At 66.8% G+C, this 14534-nt stretch carries 18 protein-coding genes and 1 riboswitch; all 18 genes read left to right on the plus strand.

All coding sequences use genetic code 11. The annotated features are described in order from the left end of the window. Positions 1 to 34 precede the first annotated feature (34 nt). The 18 genes from DQG15_RS00240 to DQG15_RS00325 all read left to right on the plus strand — a co-directional run bounded on the left by DQG15_RS00240 (position 35) and on the right by DQG15_RS00325 (position 14508). Complete coding sequence (locus DQG15_RS00240) at positions 35 to 1222, plus strand: amino acid ABC transporter substrate-binding protein (protein ID WP_116081807.1); 1188 nt, start codon at positions 35 to 37, stop codon at positions 1220 to 1222. A gap of 108 nt (positions 1223 to 1330) precedes the next feature. Next, a complete protein-coding gene (locus tag DQG15_RS00245; RefSeq protein WP_232830641.1) occupies positions 1331 to 2218 on the plus strand; it encodes a branched-chain amino acid ABC transporter permease in 888 nt (295 codons plus the stop codon). Further along, complete coding sequence (locus DQG15_RS00250; RefSeq protein WP_116081810.1) at positions 2215 to 3117, plus strand: branched-chain amino acid ABC transporter permease; 903 nt, start codon at positions 2215 to 2217, stop codon at positions 3115 to 3117. The genes DQG15_RS00245 and DQG15_RS00250 overlap by 4 nt, the downstream gene beginning before the upstream one ends. Next, positions 3117 to 3836, plus strand: a complete 720-nt coding sequence (locus DQG15_RS00255) for an ABC transporter ATP-binding protein (RefSeq protein WP_116081812.1) — start codon at positions 3117 to 3119, stop codon at positions 3834 to 3836. Before DQG15_RS00250 ends, DQG15_RS00255 begins: the two co-directional genes overlap by 1 nt. An 8-nt stretch (positions 3837 to 3844) precedes the next feature. Next, entirely contained in the window at positions 3845 to 4549 is a 705-nt protein-coding gene (locus tag DQG15_RS00260; protein WP_116081813.1) for an ABC transporter ATP-binding protein, read from the plus strand. A 37-nt stretch (positions 4550 to 4586) separates the two neighbouring features. Then, positions 4587 to 4877 carry a YciI family protein gene (locus DQG15_RS00265; protein ID WP_116081815.1) on the plus strand — a complete coding sequence of 97 codons (291 nt, stop codon included), beginning with the start codon at positions 4587 to 4589 and terminating at the stop codon, positions 4875 to 4877. A 23-nt stretch (positions 4878 to 4900) separates the two neighbouring features. Next, complete coding sequence (locus DQG15_RS00270) at positions 4901 to 5347, plus strand: cupin domain-containing protein (RefSeq protein WP_116081817.1); 447 nt, start codon at positions 4901 to 4903, stop codon at positions 5345 to 5347. A gap of 3 nt (positions 5348 to 5350) precedes the next feature. Next, positions 5351 to 6595, plus strand: coding sequence for an FAD-dependent monooxygenase (locus tag DQG15_RS00275; RefSeq protein ID WP_116081819.1), 1245 nt, complete (start codon positions 5351 to 5353; stop codon positions 6593 to 6595). Positions 6596 to 6996: 401 nt separating this feature from the next. Then, positions 6997 to 7097: riboswitch (TPP riboswitch) on the plus strand. Positions 7098 to 7157: 60 nt separating this feature from the next. Further along, positions 7158 to 7958, plus strand: coding sequence for a bifunctional hydroxymethylpyrimidine kinase/phosphomethylpyrimidine kinase (thiD, locus tag DQG15_RS00280; protein ID WP_116081820.1), 801 nt, complete (start codon positions 7158 to 7160; stop codon positions 7956 to 7958). Continuing rightward, the gene (locus tag DQG15_RS00285) at positions 7955 to 8932 is read left to right on the plus strand and encodes an FAD-dependent oxidoreductase (protein ID WP_116081822.1); all 978 of its coding nucleotides are present in this window, start codon (positions 7955 to 7957) and stop codon (positions 8930 to 8932) included. The genes thiD and DQG15_RS00285 overlap by 4 nt, the downstream gene beginning before the upstream one ends. Continuing rightward, positions 8916 to 9113: a sulfur carrier protein ThiS gene (gene thiS / locus DQG15_RS00290; RefSeq protein WP_116081824.1), complete on the plus strand. Its 198-nt coding sequence runs from the start codon at positions 8916 to 8918 to the stop codon at positions 9111 to 9113. The genes DQG15_RS00285 and thiS overlap by 17 nt, the downstream gene beginning before the upstream one ends. A 1-nt stretch (position 9114) precedes the next feature. Continuing rightward, positions 9115 to 9885: a thiazole synthase gene (locus DQG15_RS00295; RefSeq protein WP_116081826.1), complete on the plus strand. Its 771-nt coding sequence runs from the start codon at positions 9115 to 9117 to the stop codon at positions 9883 to 9885. Next, the gene (locus tag DQG15_RS00300; protein WP_116081827.1) at positions 9882 to 10478 is read left to right on the plus strand and encodes a thiamine phosphate synthase; all 597 of its coding nucleotides are present in this window, start codon (positions 9882 to 9884) and stop codon (positions 10476 to 10478) included. Before DQG15_RS00295 ends, DQG15_RS00300 begins: the two co-directional genes overlap by 4 nt. Then, entirely contained in the window at positions 10475 to 11458 is a 984-nt protein-coding gene (locus tag DQG15_RS00305) for a HesA/MoeB/ThiF family protein (protein ID WP_116081829.1), read from the plus strand. Before DQG15_RS00300 ends, DQG15_RS00305 begins: the two co-directional genes overlap by 4 nt. Then, positions 11455 to 12390 carry an ABC transporter substrate-binding protein gene (locus tag DQG15_RS00310; protein WP_116081831.1) on the plus strand — a complete coding sequence of 312 codons (936 nt, stop codon included), beginning with the start codon at positions 11455 to 11457 and terminating at the stop codon, positions 12388 to 12390. The genes DQG15_RS00305 and DQG15_RS00310 overlap by 4 nt, the downstream gene beginning before the upstream one ends. Next, on the plus strand, positions 12387 to 13058 hold the full coding sequence (locus tag DQG15_RS00315; protein WP_116081832.1) for a TenA family protein: 672 nt from the start codon (positions 12387 to 12389) through the stop codon (positions 13056 to 13058). Before DQG15_RS00310 ends, DQG15_RS00315 begins: the two co-directional genes overlap by 4 nt. Further along, entirely contained in the window at positions 13055 to 13780 is a 726-nt protein-coding gene (locus DQG15_RS00320; protein WP_116081834.1) for an ABC transporter ATP-binding protein, read from the plus strand. Before DQG15_RS00315 ends, DQG15_RS00320 begins: the two co-directional genes overlap by 4 nt. Beyond that, entirely contained in the window at positions 13777 to 14508 is a 732-nt protein-coding gene (locus tag DQG15_RS00325) for an ABC transporter permease (RefSeq protein ID WP_116081836.1), read from the plus strand. Before DQG15_RS00320 ends, DQG15_RS00325 begins: the two co-directional genes overlap by 4 nt. Positions 14509 to 14534: the final 26 nt, after the last annotated feature.

Here is a 14534-nt window from a genome sequence, read left to right on the forward strand (position 1 = left end):
GCCCAGAACAGGCCCCCCAACAGGAGAGAAGACGATGAGAGGACGAAGAAGTCTGGCATCTGCCGCGCTCGCGACGGCTATCGCCTTGACCGCGACCGGTGCCGCGGTCGCACAGGAGCCGATCACGATCGGCTATTCCATCGCGCGCACCGGCATCTACGCGGCCGCTGCGCCGTCGCAGGAAAACCCCTACAAGCTTTGGCAGAAGCAGGTGAACGCCGCGGGGGGACTTGAGCTGCCCGATGGCGAACAACGCCCGGTGGAGTTCGTCAGCTACGACGATCAGTCCAACCCGGCCAACACCGTGCGGATTTACGAGAAGCTGATCACCCAGGACGAGGTTGACCTTCTGGCCGCGCCTTGGGGCACGCCGATGCACCTCGCCCTTGCGCCGGTGCTACAGCGCTTCAAGATGCCGATGGTCGGCAATACCGCGGCTTCCGTGCAGCTGCGGAACGTGGCGCCCGGCTATATCTGGTTCCCCACCTCGGCGATCCCTGACGCCATGGGCGCGGAACTTGCGAAGATGATGCAGGCCGAAGGCGTGAAGAGCGCTGCCCTGCTTGCCAATGAACTGCCATATTCGCAGGAGTTCCGCAGCTTCCTCATTCCCGCGCTTGAAGAGGCCGGGATCGAAGTGATGGTGGATGAAAGCTATCCGCCGGACATCAAGGACATGACCTCGATGCTGGTCGAGGTGCGTGACGCTGCACCGGACGCTGTCGTCGCGATGACCTACCCGTCGGACGCCTTCCTCTTCGCGGGGCAGGCGAAGGAACTGGGGATCGAGGCGTCTTTCGTGATGTCGCTGATCGGCCCGACCATCGACGCGTACCGCAAGGCGAACGGGAGTGCCGTGAATGGCATGGTCTCCTCCGCGCACTGGTCGCCCGAAGCCGAAGACTGGCCGAGGGGGCAGGCGTTCTTCGATGCCTATGTCGAGGAGTTCGGCGAGGAACCTGACGCTCTCGACTCCGCGCTGGCCTACATGTCTCTGGAGATCCTTCAGCAGGCGGTGGCCGAGGCAGGCCTCGAGCCCGAGGCCCTGCGCGACGAGATCGCCAGCGGGACCTTCGACACGATCAACGGCGAGGTCCGCTTCGAAGGCGTCCAGAACGTAGTGACCCCGACGGGCTTCGTCCAAATCCAGGACGGAAAGATCGAACTGGTCTGGCCCGAGTCCGTCGCGACCGCCGACTTCGCGCCAAAGCAAGGCTGGTAAACCGCGGGGCCCCGTTCTTTGCGGACGGGGCACCCTCCGGACCCATCCGACCCGCGCGGGCGTCCCCCGCGTGACACCCCGGGTCTCAGCTACGGGAACAGGACCGTCGTGGATACACTATTGTCAGGACAACTGCTCTTCGCCGCACTCGTTTCGGGATCGCTCTACGCGCTTGTCGCGCTCGGGCTGAACCTCGTCTATGGCACGCTGCGGCTGCTCAATATCGCGCACGGTGATCTGGTGATGATCGGGGCCTACACGGCTTTCTGGATGATCTCGCTCTTCGCCATCCCGCCGATACTCTCGCTCTTCATCGCGGCCGCGCTCTGTGCCCTGCTGGGATGGGCCGTCTATGCAGGTCTGTTCCGGCGGATGCTGGCCAAACCCGAGCTTGCAAAGCGGGTCGAGGCGAATTCGCTGATCCTTTTCTACGGCATATCGGTGATCCTGCAGAATCTCGCGGCGCTCGCCTTCACCTCGACATCGCGAGGCTATCAGTACCTCGACACCGTCATCACGTGGCAGGGGATCAGCATGACCGGCAACCGCCTGCTGTCGCTCGGCGTGGCAGCGTCGGTCTGCTTCGGCGCCTTGCTCTTCCTGCGCTTTCACCTCTTCGGATGGGGCCTGCGTGCGGTGATCCAGCGGCGCGAGGCGGCGCAGGTTGTCGGAGTGAACCTGAACAGGGTGCAACTGCTGACGATCTGCGGCGGGTTCGCCGTTGCCGGCGTGGCGGGGGTGCTGGTCAGCATGACCGAGCAGATCACTCCATTCATGGGCTTCCCCTTCACCATCGTGGCCTTCGTGGTGATCATTATCGGAGGCCTTGGAAATATCGGGGCAGGGGTGCTTGCCGGCTTCTGTCTTGGGCTGGTTGAGACCTATGGCATCGCGCTCACCTCGCCCGGCTATCGCTCGATCCTGATCTACGGGCTTTTCGTCGGCGTTCTCCTGGTGCGTCCCGAAGGCATCTTCACCAAGGCGGTGCGGTCATGAGGGGCGCCGGCATGATCCTCGGTCTCGCTCTCGCCGTTTTCGGCGTGGCCGTCCCCTTCATCGGCAGCCCCTACATGATGGGGGTGGTCTTCCAGGTGGCGATGTGGATCGCCCTGGCGCAGAGCTGGTCGATGCTCTCGGCGACGACCGGGTACCTTTCGCTCGGCCATGCGGTCTTCTACGGGATCGGCGCCTATGTCTGCGTACTGCTGACCGGCACGCTCCCCTTCGAACTGGCGCTGCTCGCGGCGGCCGGGTCCGCTGGGCTCTTCGCGGCGCTGGTCGGGATGCCGGTGCTGAGGGTGCGTGGTCCATACTTCGTCATCCTGACCTACGGGTTGTCGGAGCTCGTTCGCCACGTGGTCATGCGCATCGAATCTGCACTGGGCAGCTTCGGTCGGATGATCTTTGACGTGCCCTCAACCGAGGTGTTGCTGTGGTGGATGGTGGGGCTTGCGGTGCTGGCCACCCTGGGCGCCTATGCCATCAGGCACTCGCGCTTCGGGGCCGGATTGGCCGCCATTCGCGAAGACGAGGTCGCGGCAGAGACAGTGGGCGTTCCCGTCACGCGGCTCAAGCTGCTGGCCTTTATCGCGTCCGCCATCATTCCCGGAGCCGTCGGTGGCCTTGCCCTGCTGCGCACCAGCTACTTCGAGCCGGCGCAGGCATTCGATCCGGTCATTTCGTTCACGATCGTCACCATGGCGCTCGTCGGCGGGACCGAGACCGTGCGCGGGCCAATCCTGGGGGCCGTGGGCTTCGCACTGCTCTCGGAGCTTCTGTGGTCCAGCCTGCCGCAACTTTACATGATCGTGCTCGGCCTGACGCTGATCGGCTTCATCCTCTTTGTTCCCAAAGGGCTCTCCGGCCTTCTCGGACGCATCGGGAGGGCAGCCTGATGGCATTCCTCGACATCAAGGGCGTGAGCAAACGCTTCGGCGGATTGATGGCGCTCAACGACGTCAGTCTTCAGGTCGAGAAGGGCGAGATCTTCGGCCTCATGGGGGCCAATGGAGCGGGCAAGACGACGCTGTTCAGCGTGATTGCAGGGCACGTAGCGCCTTCGGCGGGCGAGGTTGTCTTCGACGGCACGCGGCTGACGGGGCTTTCGCCCAGTCGGATCTGCCGCCTCGGACTCTGCCGAACGTTTCAGATCGTGCGACCCTTCGCGGGTCTCACCGTGGCTGAGAACCTTCGCGTCGCGGCCCTCTACGGAAGCGGGCGCAAGCTCTCCGCCTCCGAGATCGCCGCGGTGGTGGACGAGGCGCTGCAGGCTGTCGATTTGGCTGACCGACGCCACCTCGATGCGGCGCAGCTCACCCTTTCGGGTCAGAAGCGGCTGGAGATCGCCCGGGCGCTCGCCACGGGGGCAGAGCTTATAATGCTGGACGAGGTCATGGCGGGTCTGAACCCGACCGAGGTCAGCGCGATGCTCGCCACACTTGAGCGGCTCCGCGGCGAACATGGCCTGACCTTCGTGATCGTCGAGCACGTGATCGGCGCGCTGATGACACTCTCTGATCGGATCCTCGTGCTCGATCACGGTGAGCGTATCGCATTCGGCACGCCCGAGGAGATCGGTAACCACAAACGCGTCGCGGAGGTGTACTTCGGATGACAACTCCAATGCTTTCCGTCTCAGGCCTGCGCGCCGCCTACGGGCCGGTGCAGGTGCTGTTCGACGTGGACTTCGACGTGGAGCCGGGTAGCGTGACCACCCTGATCGGGGCCAATGGTGCGGGCAAGACCACGATCATGAAGTCCATTGCCGGTCTCGTGGCCCCGGCGGCGGGCGAGATCAGCTTCGAGGGGCGGGACATCACGCAGGCGGCCAGCCACGACCGCGTGGATGCTGGCCTCTGCCTGATCCCGGAAGGCCGCCTGGTTTTCCCCGGTATGACGGTCGAACAAAACCTGCGCCTCGGCGCGATCGCGCCTGCCGCGCGGGCGGGTCACTCCGAGATGCTGGCCGAGGTGTTCCGCCGCTTTCCCCGATTGGAAGAACGGCGGGGCCAGCAGGCCGGGCTGATGTCCGGCGGCGAACAGCAGATGCTCGCCCTCGGGCGCGGGCTCATGGCGCGGCCGCGCCTGATCCTGATGGACGAACCTACGCTCGGGCTTGCACCAGTCATGGTGAAACAGGTTTTCGAGACGATCGAGGAGCTTCGCGCCACCGGCTTCACGATCCTCCTCGCCGAACAGAATGCCAAGGTCGCACTCGAGCTCGCCGATCGGGCCTACCTGCTGGAAAACGGACGCGTCGCCCTGTCGGGGTCGGGGGCCGAGTTGCTCGACTCGCCCGACGTGCGCCGCGCCTACCTCGGGATGTGACAGCCATTCCTGCGTATCCCTGACGAAAGGAGCCCCAATGCGCTTCATTGCCCTCTTCTTCGACGATGTTCAGCCGGCGCAGATCGACGCTGATCTGACACGGGAACACTTCGACTATCTCGCCGCCTGCGGGGATCGGATCACCGATGCTGGCGGATTGCGGGACGGGCCCGAGGCGCCCTTCTGCGGTTCGCTCTGGATCATCGAGGCCGAGAGCCTGGACGAGGCTCAGGCCCTCGCCGACGGAGACCCTTATTGCAAGGCAGGGCTGAGGCCGGACTACCGCGTGCTGCAATGGAACAGGGCGCCCTTGCCCAAGACCGACTGACCCGACAAGGAAAGGATTGAGCCATGAGTACCCCAGACGGCACCGAGGTGAAGGTCTTCACCCCCGAAAACACCACCGACGCCAAGCAGGGCATGCCGCAGTTTTTCGGCGTTTCCGAAAATACGACCGGTGCGAAGCACCTGTCGCTGAACGTGACGGCTTTCGGGCCCGGCGGGCGCGCCAAGTCGCATCGCCACAAGGATTACGAGACCGCGATCTACACGATGGCGGGCAAGATCGTGCTGCTGCACGGGCCGAACCTCGAAACCGAGAGCCTGATGGAGCCCGGAAGCTTCTGCTTCATCCCGGCGGAGGTGCCGCACGTCGCCTTCAACCTGTCCAAGACCGAGCCGGCGACTGCGCTGACCGCGCGCAATGACCCGCGCGAGCAGGAGAATGTCATGCTGATGCCGGAACTCGATACCGAGGAACTTGCCGCGCGGATCGCCAAGCGCCGGGCGGAGGGCTGAGCGATGAACGTTATCATTGCCGGCGGCGGCATCGGGGGGCTGACGGCAGCCCTGTATCTCCACAAGCACGGCGTGTCCTGCCAGGTCTTCGAGAAGGTGCCCGAGATTTTGCAGCTGGGCGTGGGCATCACCATGCTTCCGCACGCGATCAGCGCCATGAACGAGCTGGGGCTCATGGACCGCCTCGACGCACTTGGCGTGCGCACCGACCGGATGATCTTCCGGACCCGCGGCGGGCAGGAGGTCTGGGATGCCCCGCGCGGCCTTGCTGCCGGATATGATGTGCCGCAAATCACGGCGCACCGGGCCGATATCCACCAGGTGCTGCTGGATGCCGTGGCAGAGCGCCTGCCCGAGGGGGCGCTGACCCTCGACGCGGGGTTCCAGGACGTGGAGGAGACCGGGGAGGGCGTCCGCGTGACCCTGCGCCGCAAGGACGGCAGCACGTTCACGGCCGAGGGCGACATGCTGATCGGGGCCGACGGGATCCACTCCGCCGTGCGCCGGCACCTCAATCCGGACGAAGGCGCGCCGCGCTGGTCCGGCCTGATGCTTTGGCGCGGGTCGCTCGACTGGCCCAAAGTTCTCGACGGGCACACGATCATCAATTCGGGCGGGATCAGCCGGAAGTTCATCTTCTATCCGATCGGTCCCGGCAAGACACCCGAAACGCAATTGATGAACTGGGCCTGCGTGGTACGCCAGGCTGCGCCGGGGGCGCCGGCGCCCGGCCGCGAGGACTGGAACCGCGAGGCGCAGGCCGAGGTGCTGCACCCGATCCTCAAGGATTTCACCGTACCCGAGACCGACATCCGCGCGATGGTGGATGCGACGCCGGTTTTCTGGGATTTCCCGATGTGCGACCGGGACCCCCTCGAGACCTGGACCCGCGGCCGCGTAACTCTGCTCGGAGATGCCGCGCACCCGATGTATCCATTCGGGGCGAATGGCTCGGCGCAGGCAATCCTCGACGCGCGTACGCTCGGGCGGCTCTGCGGCGAGGGGGGCGATCCGGCTGCGATCCTGCAGGCTTACGAGGCCGAGCGGCTCGGGCCGGTGAACGACGTTGTCGCGGGCAACCGCACCGGCGGACCGGAACGTGTCATCGACGAGGTGGAATCTCGTATCGCCGAGCTGCCGGGGCAACAATTCGACGATCTGGAAACGGTTCTTCCGTTCAAGGAACGCGATGCCATCGTGAACGGCTATTCCAGGCTTGCGGGCTTCTCAGCGGAGCAAATTCGCTGAGACTACGGACGGAATCGAGAGCTTCAACGGCAAGCTTCGGTCGGAAAATCTGAATGCTCGCTGTTTCCTGATCTCGCGGATGCGCGCGAATAGTTGGAACCCTGGCGTCGAGACTACACGATGTCAGATTGAATGGGTCGATCGGATACAGCGTTCCGATCGACCTGCATATTTCCGGTGGCGTAGCCAGCCCGCCATGGGGATCAGAGCCGGACATCGGGTCTGAGGTCACTCGCTATGACTTTCACATCGATGCAATAAAGACGTATTCGTCGCTGGCGAGCGCGGCCAGTCGATAAAAGAGGGCGCTCGGGAAATCCTGCACAGGGCTTTGCCACCGTTCGCTGCACCCGCTCAGTCCTTACAGGTTGATAGTCGGTCGGCTGGCGGCTATCCTTTCTTCAATTCCGTTGGGGTGCCCTATTCAGGGCTGAGAGGCGCGAGCCAACCCATCGAACCTGATCCGGACAATACCGGCGTAGGGAACGGAGCAAGATCTGACGCGGCATAATAGCCGCGGGCTGTCGACCTCCATCCCCTATGTCCGGTGGAGGAAACGTCGATGCCGCACGCATCCGCAATGACGATAGCAGGCTCCGACAGTGGCGGAGGCGCGGGCATTCAGGCCGATCTGAAGGCGTTTTCCGCACTCGGGGTTTACGGGACGAGCGCCATCACCGCGATCACGGCACAGAACACCCGAGGCGTTTTCGCCGTCGAGCCTGTCTCGCCCGCGACAGTGTCCGCCCAAATCGCCGCCGTTCTGGATGATATTCCGCCGGCCGCGATCAAGATCGGGATGCTCGCATCGCCGGAGATCGTCGCCGCCGTCGCTGCGGCGATCGCGGATTATGACGGACCCGTCGTGCTCGATCCCGTCATGGTGGCGAAGTCGGGAGATGCGCTTCTGTCGGAAGACGCGGAAGCGGCGCTGATCGAGATGCTGATCCCGCGCGCGCATGTCCTGACGCCGAACCTGCCGGAAGCAGCGCGCCTCCTCGGGCGCGCCCCCGCGCGGGGCGCTGATGAAACGGTGGGGCAGGGGCTGGCCCTGCTCGACCTCGGGGCGCAAGCTGTCGTGATGAAGGGCGGTCATGCCGACGGGCCGACCTGCATCGATCGGCTGGTGACGGCGTCCGGTGTCATCGCGATGGAGCAGCCGCGGCTCGCCACACGTAACACGCACGGGACGGGATGCACGCTGTCCTCCGCCATCGCGGCCGAGCTTGCGAAAGGGGCGGGCGTCGCGGCGGCCGTGCAGCGGGCACAGGCCTGGCTGCATGGGGCGATCCGGGCGGCAGACCGGCTGGACATCGGCAGCGGCCACGGTCCAGTCCATCATTTCCACGAGGTCTGGACGTGACGCAGGCCCGGGTCATCGGTGGCGGCGTCGCGGGACTCTGCGTGGCGACGGAGCTGGTCGCGCGCGGCTGTGAGGTGACGGTCTTCGATCCGTCGCCCCGCCCCGGGCCGCATGGCTGTTCCTGGTGGGCCGGCGGGATGCTCGCCCCTTTCTGCGAAGGCGAGACGGCCGAGGAACCCGTCGTCCGGCTGGGCCAGGAGGCGGCCGATTGGTGGGAGCGGCAGGGCGTGACCGTGCACCGGCAGGGAACGCTGGTGCTGGCCCTCGGGCGGGACCGGCGCGAACTGGACCGCTTCGCGCGGCGCGTGACGGGGCACGAGATGCTCGATCCGGCAGCGCTGGCCGCGATGGAGCCGGATCTGGAGGGCCGCTTCGACCGGGCCCTGCATGTCACCGGCGAGGCGCATCTCGACCCGCGTGCCGCGTTGATCCATCTTCGCGACCGGCTGGAGCAGGCCGGCGTCCGCTTCATGGCCGAGCCCGGTCGCCCCGCAGGGCTGACCTTCGAGTGTCGCGGGCTGGCGGCGCGGGACGCGCTGCCCGACCTGCGCGGGGTGAAGGGCGAGATGGCGGTGCTGCGCAGCGCCGATATCCGGCTGACCCGACCGATCCGGCTGCTGCATCCGCGCTACCCGCTCTACGTCGTGCCGCGCGCGGACGGGCTCTTCATGCTGGGCGCCACTCAGATCGAAAGCGACGACCGGCGGCGTAGCGTACGGTCCGCCCTCGAACTGCTGTCGGCGGCCTATGCCCTGCACCCGGCCTTCGGCGAAGCGGAGCTGGTCGAGATCGGGGCCGACGCGCGGCCTGCCTTCCCCGACAACCTGCCTCGCCTCGTCAAGCGGGGCGAAACGATCCACGTAAACGGCCTGTTCCGTCACGGCTTCCTGCTGGCGCCCGCCCTGGCGCGGATGGCGGTGGCGGCGGCTTGTGACGGCATAAAACCGGAGTTCTGGCATGAAGATCATGATTAACGGCAGCCCGACCGACGTGCGGGCGGACACGCTCTCCGCGGTTCTGGAGGAACTCGGCTTCGGCGACGCCAAGGTCGCCACCGCCGTCAACGAGGACTTCGTCCCGGCCGCACAGCGCGGGCAGGTGACGCTGGCTCCCGGCGATCGGGTCGAGATCGTCACGCCCCGGCAGGGAGGCTGAGATGCAGCTTTACGGCTCCGAGATCGCATCGCGCCTGATGCTGGGCACCGCGCAATATCCCTCGCCCAGCGTGCTGACCGAAGCCTTCCGCCGCTCCGGCGCGGGCATCGCGACCGTGTCAGTGCGCCGCGAGGCAGGCAACGAGCGCGCGGGCGCGGCGTTTTGGGATCTGGTGCGCGACCTCGATGTCGCGCTCCTACCCAACACGGCGGGCTGCCATTCCGTGCGCGAGGCTGTGACGACCGCGCAGATGGCGCGCGAGCTCTTCGACACGCCCTGGATCAAGCTGGAGGTCATCGGTCATGCCGACACGCTTCAGCCCGACCCGTTCGGACTGGTGGAGGCCGCCCGCATCCTGACCGACGAGGGGTTCAAGGTCTTTCCCTACACGACCGAGGACGTGGTGCTTGCAGGGCGTCTGCTGGGCGCCGGATGCGAAGTGCTGATGCCTTGGGGCGCGCCGATCGGCACAGGGCTGGGGCTGACCAATATCTACGGCCTCCGCACGCTCAGGGCGCAGTTCCCCGAGGTGCCGATGGTCGTGGATGCCGGGCTCGGCCTGCCCAGCCAGGCGGCGATGGCGATGGAGATGGGGTTCGACGCGGTGCTGCTGAACACCGCCGTCGCAAAGGCCGGCGATCCCGCCGCGATGGCCGAAGGGTTCGCCGGCGCGGTCGAGGCCGGACGGCTCGCCTTCGAGGCCGACCCGATGGAGCCGCGCGACATGGCGGCCCCCTCGACGCCGCTGATCGGAAAGGCGTTCCTCGAATGACCCTCGACCGCTTCTATCCGATCTTCGACAGCGCGGACTGGCTGGAGCGCATGTTGCCGCTCGGCGTGAAGCTGGTGCAGCTGCGCGCAAAGGACTTGGGCGACGCGGAGTTGCGAACGCTCGTCAGACATGCGCGGGCGCTCTGCCGGGCGCACGGCGCCGTGCTCGTGGTCAACGATCATTGGCGGATCGCGATCGACGAGAGCTGCGACTGGGTTCACCTGGGGCAGGAAGACCTCGACACCGCCGATCTGCCCGCCATCCGCCGCGCCGGGCTGAAACTGGGCATCAGCACCCACGATCATGCCGAACTCGACCGTGCCCTGTCGCTGGCGCCCGACTATGTCGCGCTGGGGCCGGTCTACCCGACCATCCTCAAGAAGATGAAATGGGAGCGGCAGGGGTTGGAACGGGTCACCGAATGGAAGCGCCTGATCGGTGAGCTGCCTCTCGTGGCCATCGGGGGAATGACCGTCGAACGCGCAGAAGGCGCCTTCGCGGCCGGTGCCGACATCGTCTCGGCGGTCACGGACATCACACTGAACGACGATCCCGAGGGCCGTCTGCGCCACTGGATCGAGGCAACGCGATGAGCCGCTATGCCCGGCAGATCGCGGTTCCGGGCCTCGGGCTAGCGGGTCACGAGCGATTGCGGCACGCGCGAGTGCTGGTCGTCGGGGCCGGAGGGCTTGCCGCGCCGGTGCTGCAATATCTCGGCGGCTCCGGCGTCGGGCACATCCGGCTGGCCGATCCAGACCGGGTGGAGGAGACCAACCTGCATCGCCAGACCCTGTTCAGGGAAACCGATATCGGCCGACCCAAGGCCCAGGCGGCGGCAGCGGCCGTCACCGCGCTCAACCCGGATCCTGACGTCGAGCCCGTCGTAGCGGCCCTGGACCCGTCCAATGCCGCCGCGCTCTCAGCCGATGTCGATCTGGTTCTCGACTGTGCCGACAGCTTCGCGGCAAGCTACGTCCTGTCGGATACGTGCATCGCCGCCGGGCTGCCGCTGGTCAGCGCTTCGGTGATCGGGCTGGAGGGCTACGCCGGCGCGTTCTGCGGCGAGGCTCCCAGCCTGAGGGCGGTCTTCCCGGATCTGCCCCACCGCCTCGGCTCTTGCACCGAGGACGGCGTTCTGGGGCCGGTCGTGGGGGTGATCGGCGCTCTTCAGGCGCAGATGGCGGTCGCGCTTCTGGCGCGGATCGACCCCTCACCACTGGGACAGCTTGTCACCTTCGATGCGAGATCCTTCCGGTTCGGCGGCTTCCGCTTCCTCGGTGCGCCCGAGCCCGATCGGCATCCCCGCTTCCTCGCCCCGACCGAGATTGCAGACAGCGATTTCCTCATCGACCTGCGCGGCGAAGACGAGGCCCCGCTGGTCCGTCCCGCCGCCCGCCGCCTGACCGCCACGGCACTGGGGCCGGACGGACCGGTGCCCGCCCACGGCCAACGCGCCGTGCTCTGCTGCCGGTCGGGCCTGCGGGCCTGGACGGCCGCCGAACGGCTCGCCTCCGTCTGGGACGGAGACATCTACCTCGTCGCCCTCGGCGACCAAACCGGAGAGACTTCATGAAAACCTCCCTGACCGCTCTCTTTCTTCTCGCTGCCCCGCCCGCAGTCGCGCAGGACCAGATGAGCGTGATGCTCGACTGGTTCGTGAACCCCGATCACGGGCCGATCATCGTCGCCCAGGAACAGGGCTACTTTGCCGAGGTCGATCTGGAGGTCGAGATCATCGCCCCCGCCAACCCCGTCGATCCGCCCAAGATGGTCGCCGCCGGTGCCGCCGATCTTGCGATTTCCTATCAGCCGCAGCTGCATCTTCAGGTGGCCGAGGGCATGCCGCTGATCCGGGTGGGCACGCTGGTTGCGACGCCGCTCAATTGTCTGCTGGTGCTGGCGGACGGCCCGATCGAGGACATCGCTGATCTGGAAGGCCGCAAGGTCGGCTTCTCCGTCTCCGGTTTCGAGGAGGCGCTGCTGTCGGCGATGCTCGGGCAGGCGGGCCTCGAAACCGCAGATATCGACCTGATCAACGTCAACTGGTCGCTCTCGCCCGCGCTGATGTCGGGCCAGGTCGATGCGGTGATCGGCGCGTTCCGCAATTTCGAGCTCAACCAGATGGATATCGAGGGCGTGTCCGGCCGGTGCTTCTACCCCGAGGCCGAGGGCGTGCCGACCTATGATGAGCTGATCTATATCGCCAACCCCGAAACGATGGACGCGGAGATGACCCGCCGGTTTCTCGCCGCGACCGAGAAAGCGACGCAGTTCATCATCAACCATCCGCAGGAAAGCTGGGAGGTCTTCTCCTCGACCTCGGCGGAATTGCAGGACGAATTGAACGAGCGCGCCTGGGCAGACACCCTCCCGCGCTTCGCCCTCCGCCCGGAAGCGCTGGATGCAGGCCGCTACGAGCGTTTCGAAAGCTTTCTCGCCGAGGCCGGTCTGCTCGAAGGGACGCGGCCCGTCTCGGAGCTCGCGGTCGATCTGGGCGCGCAATGAGTTACGGGGCGATCTTTCCCATGTGGCAGGCGGCTGCGGGGCGGACGTGGACCGAATACACCCGCCATCCCTTCGTAGAGGGATTGGGTGACGGCACGCTGCCGCGCGAGGCGTTCCTGCGCTACCTGGTGCAGGACTACGTCTTCCTCATCCACTTCTCCCGCGCCTGGGCCCTGGCCGTGACCAAGGCCGAAACGCCCGAGGAGATGCGTGCCTGCGCCGCCACGGTCCACGCGCTGCTGGATGAGGAGTTGCGCCTGCACATCGAGACCTGCGCGGCAGAAGGCATCCCGGAGGAGCAGCTGTTTGCCGCCCGCGAAGCGCCGCAGAACCTGGCCTATACGCGCTACGTGCTGGATGCCGGGCATTCCGGTGATCTTCTCGACCTGATGGCGGCGCTCGCCCCTTGCGTGCTCGGCTACGGCGGGATCGGAACACGGCTGGCAGCCGAGGCGGGCGACACACCCTATGCCGACTGGATCGCGACCTATGCCGGTGCAGACTATCAGCGCACCTGTCGTGAGGTCGGCTCCCTGATCGACGCGGCGACCGCACGACGCCTCGGAGAGGCGCCCGAGAGCTCTCCCCGCTGGCCCCGCCTGTGCGCTCGTTTCGAGATGGCGACCCGGCTCGAGGTCGACTTCTGGGGCATGGGTCTGACGGCATGAACCGCCCGCCCGCGCTACGCCTGGCCGGGAGCGCGACGATCGGGGGAGGGAGGATCTTCGGACCGCTCGCGCTCGAGGCCCCGGCCGGGGAATGGACCTGCCTGCTCGGGCCCTCGGGCGTGGGCAAGTCGACCGTGCTCCGTCTGCTCGCTGGGCTCCGCGACGAGGTCCTCTTCGCGGGTGAGGCGGTTGCGGGCGACGGCGAAACGCTGTCCGGGCGTGTGGCGCTGATGGGGCAGACCGACCTGTTGATGCCCTGGCTGAACGTGACCGCCAATGTCACCCTGGGCGCCCGCCTGCGGGGCCGGAAGGAACAGAGGGACCGGGCGCTGGAGGTGCTGGAGCGCGTCGGGCTTTCCGGCCATGCCGCCAAGTGGCCGACCGCGCTGTCAGGCGGACAGAGGCAGCGGGTGGCGCTGGCCCGCACGCTGATGGAGGACAGGCCGGTCGTGCTGCTGGACGAGCCCTTCTCGGCCCTCGACGCGCGATCGCGGGCGCTGATGCAGGATCTCGCGGCGGAGCTGCTGGCCGGGCGCACCGTGCTGCATGTCACCCACGACACCGCCGAGGCCGCACGGCTCGGGCACCATGTCCTTCTGATGAGGGAGGGCGGGCTCACCTCGGTAACCCCGCCCCCCGGCCCGATACCGCGCCGCTACGATGCGCCCGATACGCTCGACTTCCAGGGACGCCTGCTGCGCATGCTCATGGAGCCCGCATGACGCGGTCCTTTCGCATCGCCGCCGCAACGCTTCTGGGTCTGGCGATCTGGCAGGCGGTCGTCACATTGGGCGAGCTTCCACGCTTCATCCTGCCCGGTCCACTCTCTGTCTTCGCGACGCTCTGGACCAGCCGTGCGCTGATTGCCGAGCACGCGGTCGTGACGGCTGTAGAAGTCCTGCTCGGCCTCGGCCTTGGGGCCGGCCTGGGCTTCGCCTCGGCCATCGCGCTGGCCGCCTCGCCGATCGCGCGGTCCTTGCTGCGCCCGATGCTCGTCTTCAGCCAGGCGATCCCGGTCTTCGCCCTGGCCCCGATCCTGACGCTGTGGCTGGGCTACGGGCTTTGGTCAAAGGTCGCGATGGCGTTGCTGATCATCTATTTCCCGGTCACCTCGGCCTTCTTCGACGCCCTGATGCGGACGCCGCCCGGCTGGCTGGAGCTTGCTCGCGTCATGAACGCCACGCCTGGCCGCGTCCTCTGGCGGCTCCGTGTGCCAGCCGCGATGCCGGGCTTCGCCTCGGGGTTGCGCCTCGCCGCCGTCTACGCCCCGATCGGCGCGATCATAGGCGAATGGGTCGGAGCGTCGCAGGGGCTGGGCTACCTGATGCTGCTGGCGAACGGACGCGCGAAGATCGACCTGATGTTCGCCGCGCTGATCGTCCTGGCCGTCCTGACACTCGCCCTTCATGCTGCGATTGACGCCGTGTGCCGACGATTGTGGGATGGCTGACAAACGCTCCCATTTTGGCTTGAAAT

The organism is Tropicimonas sp. IMCC34011, from assembly GCF_003390865.1.
In the GTDB taxonomy this organism is placed as follows: Bacteria; Pseudomonadota; Alphaproteobacteria; order Rhodobacterales; family Rhodobacteraceae; genus Tropicimonas_B.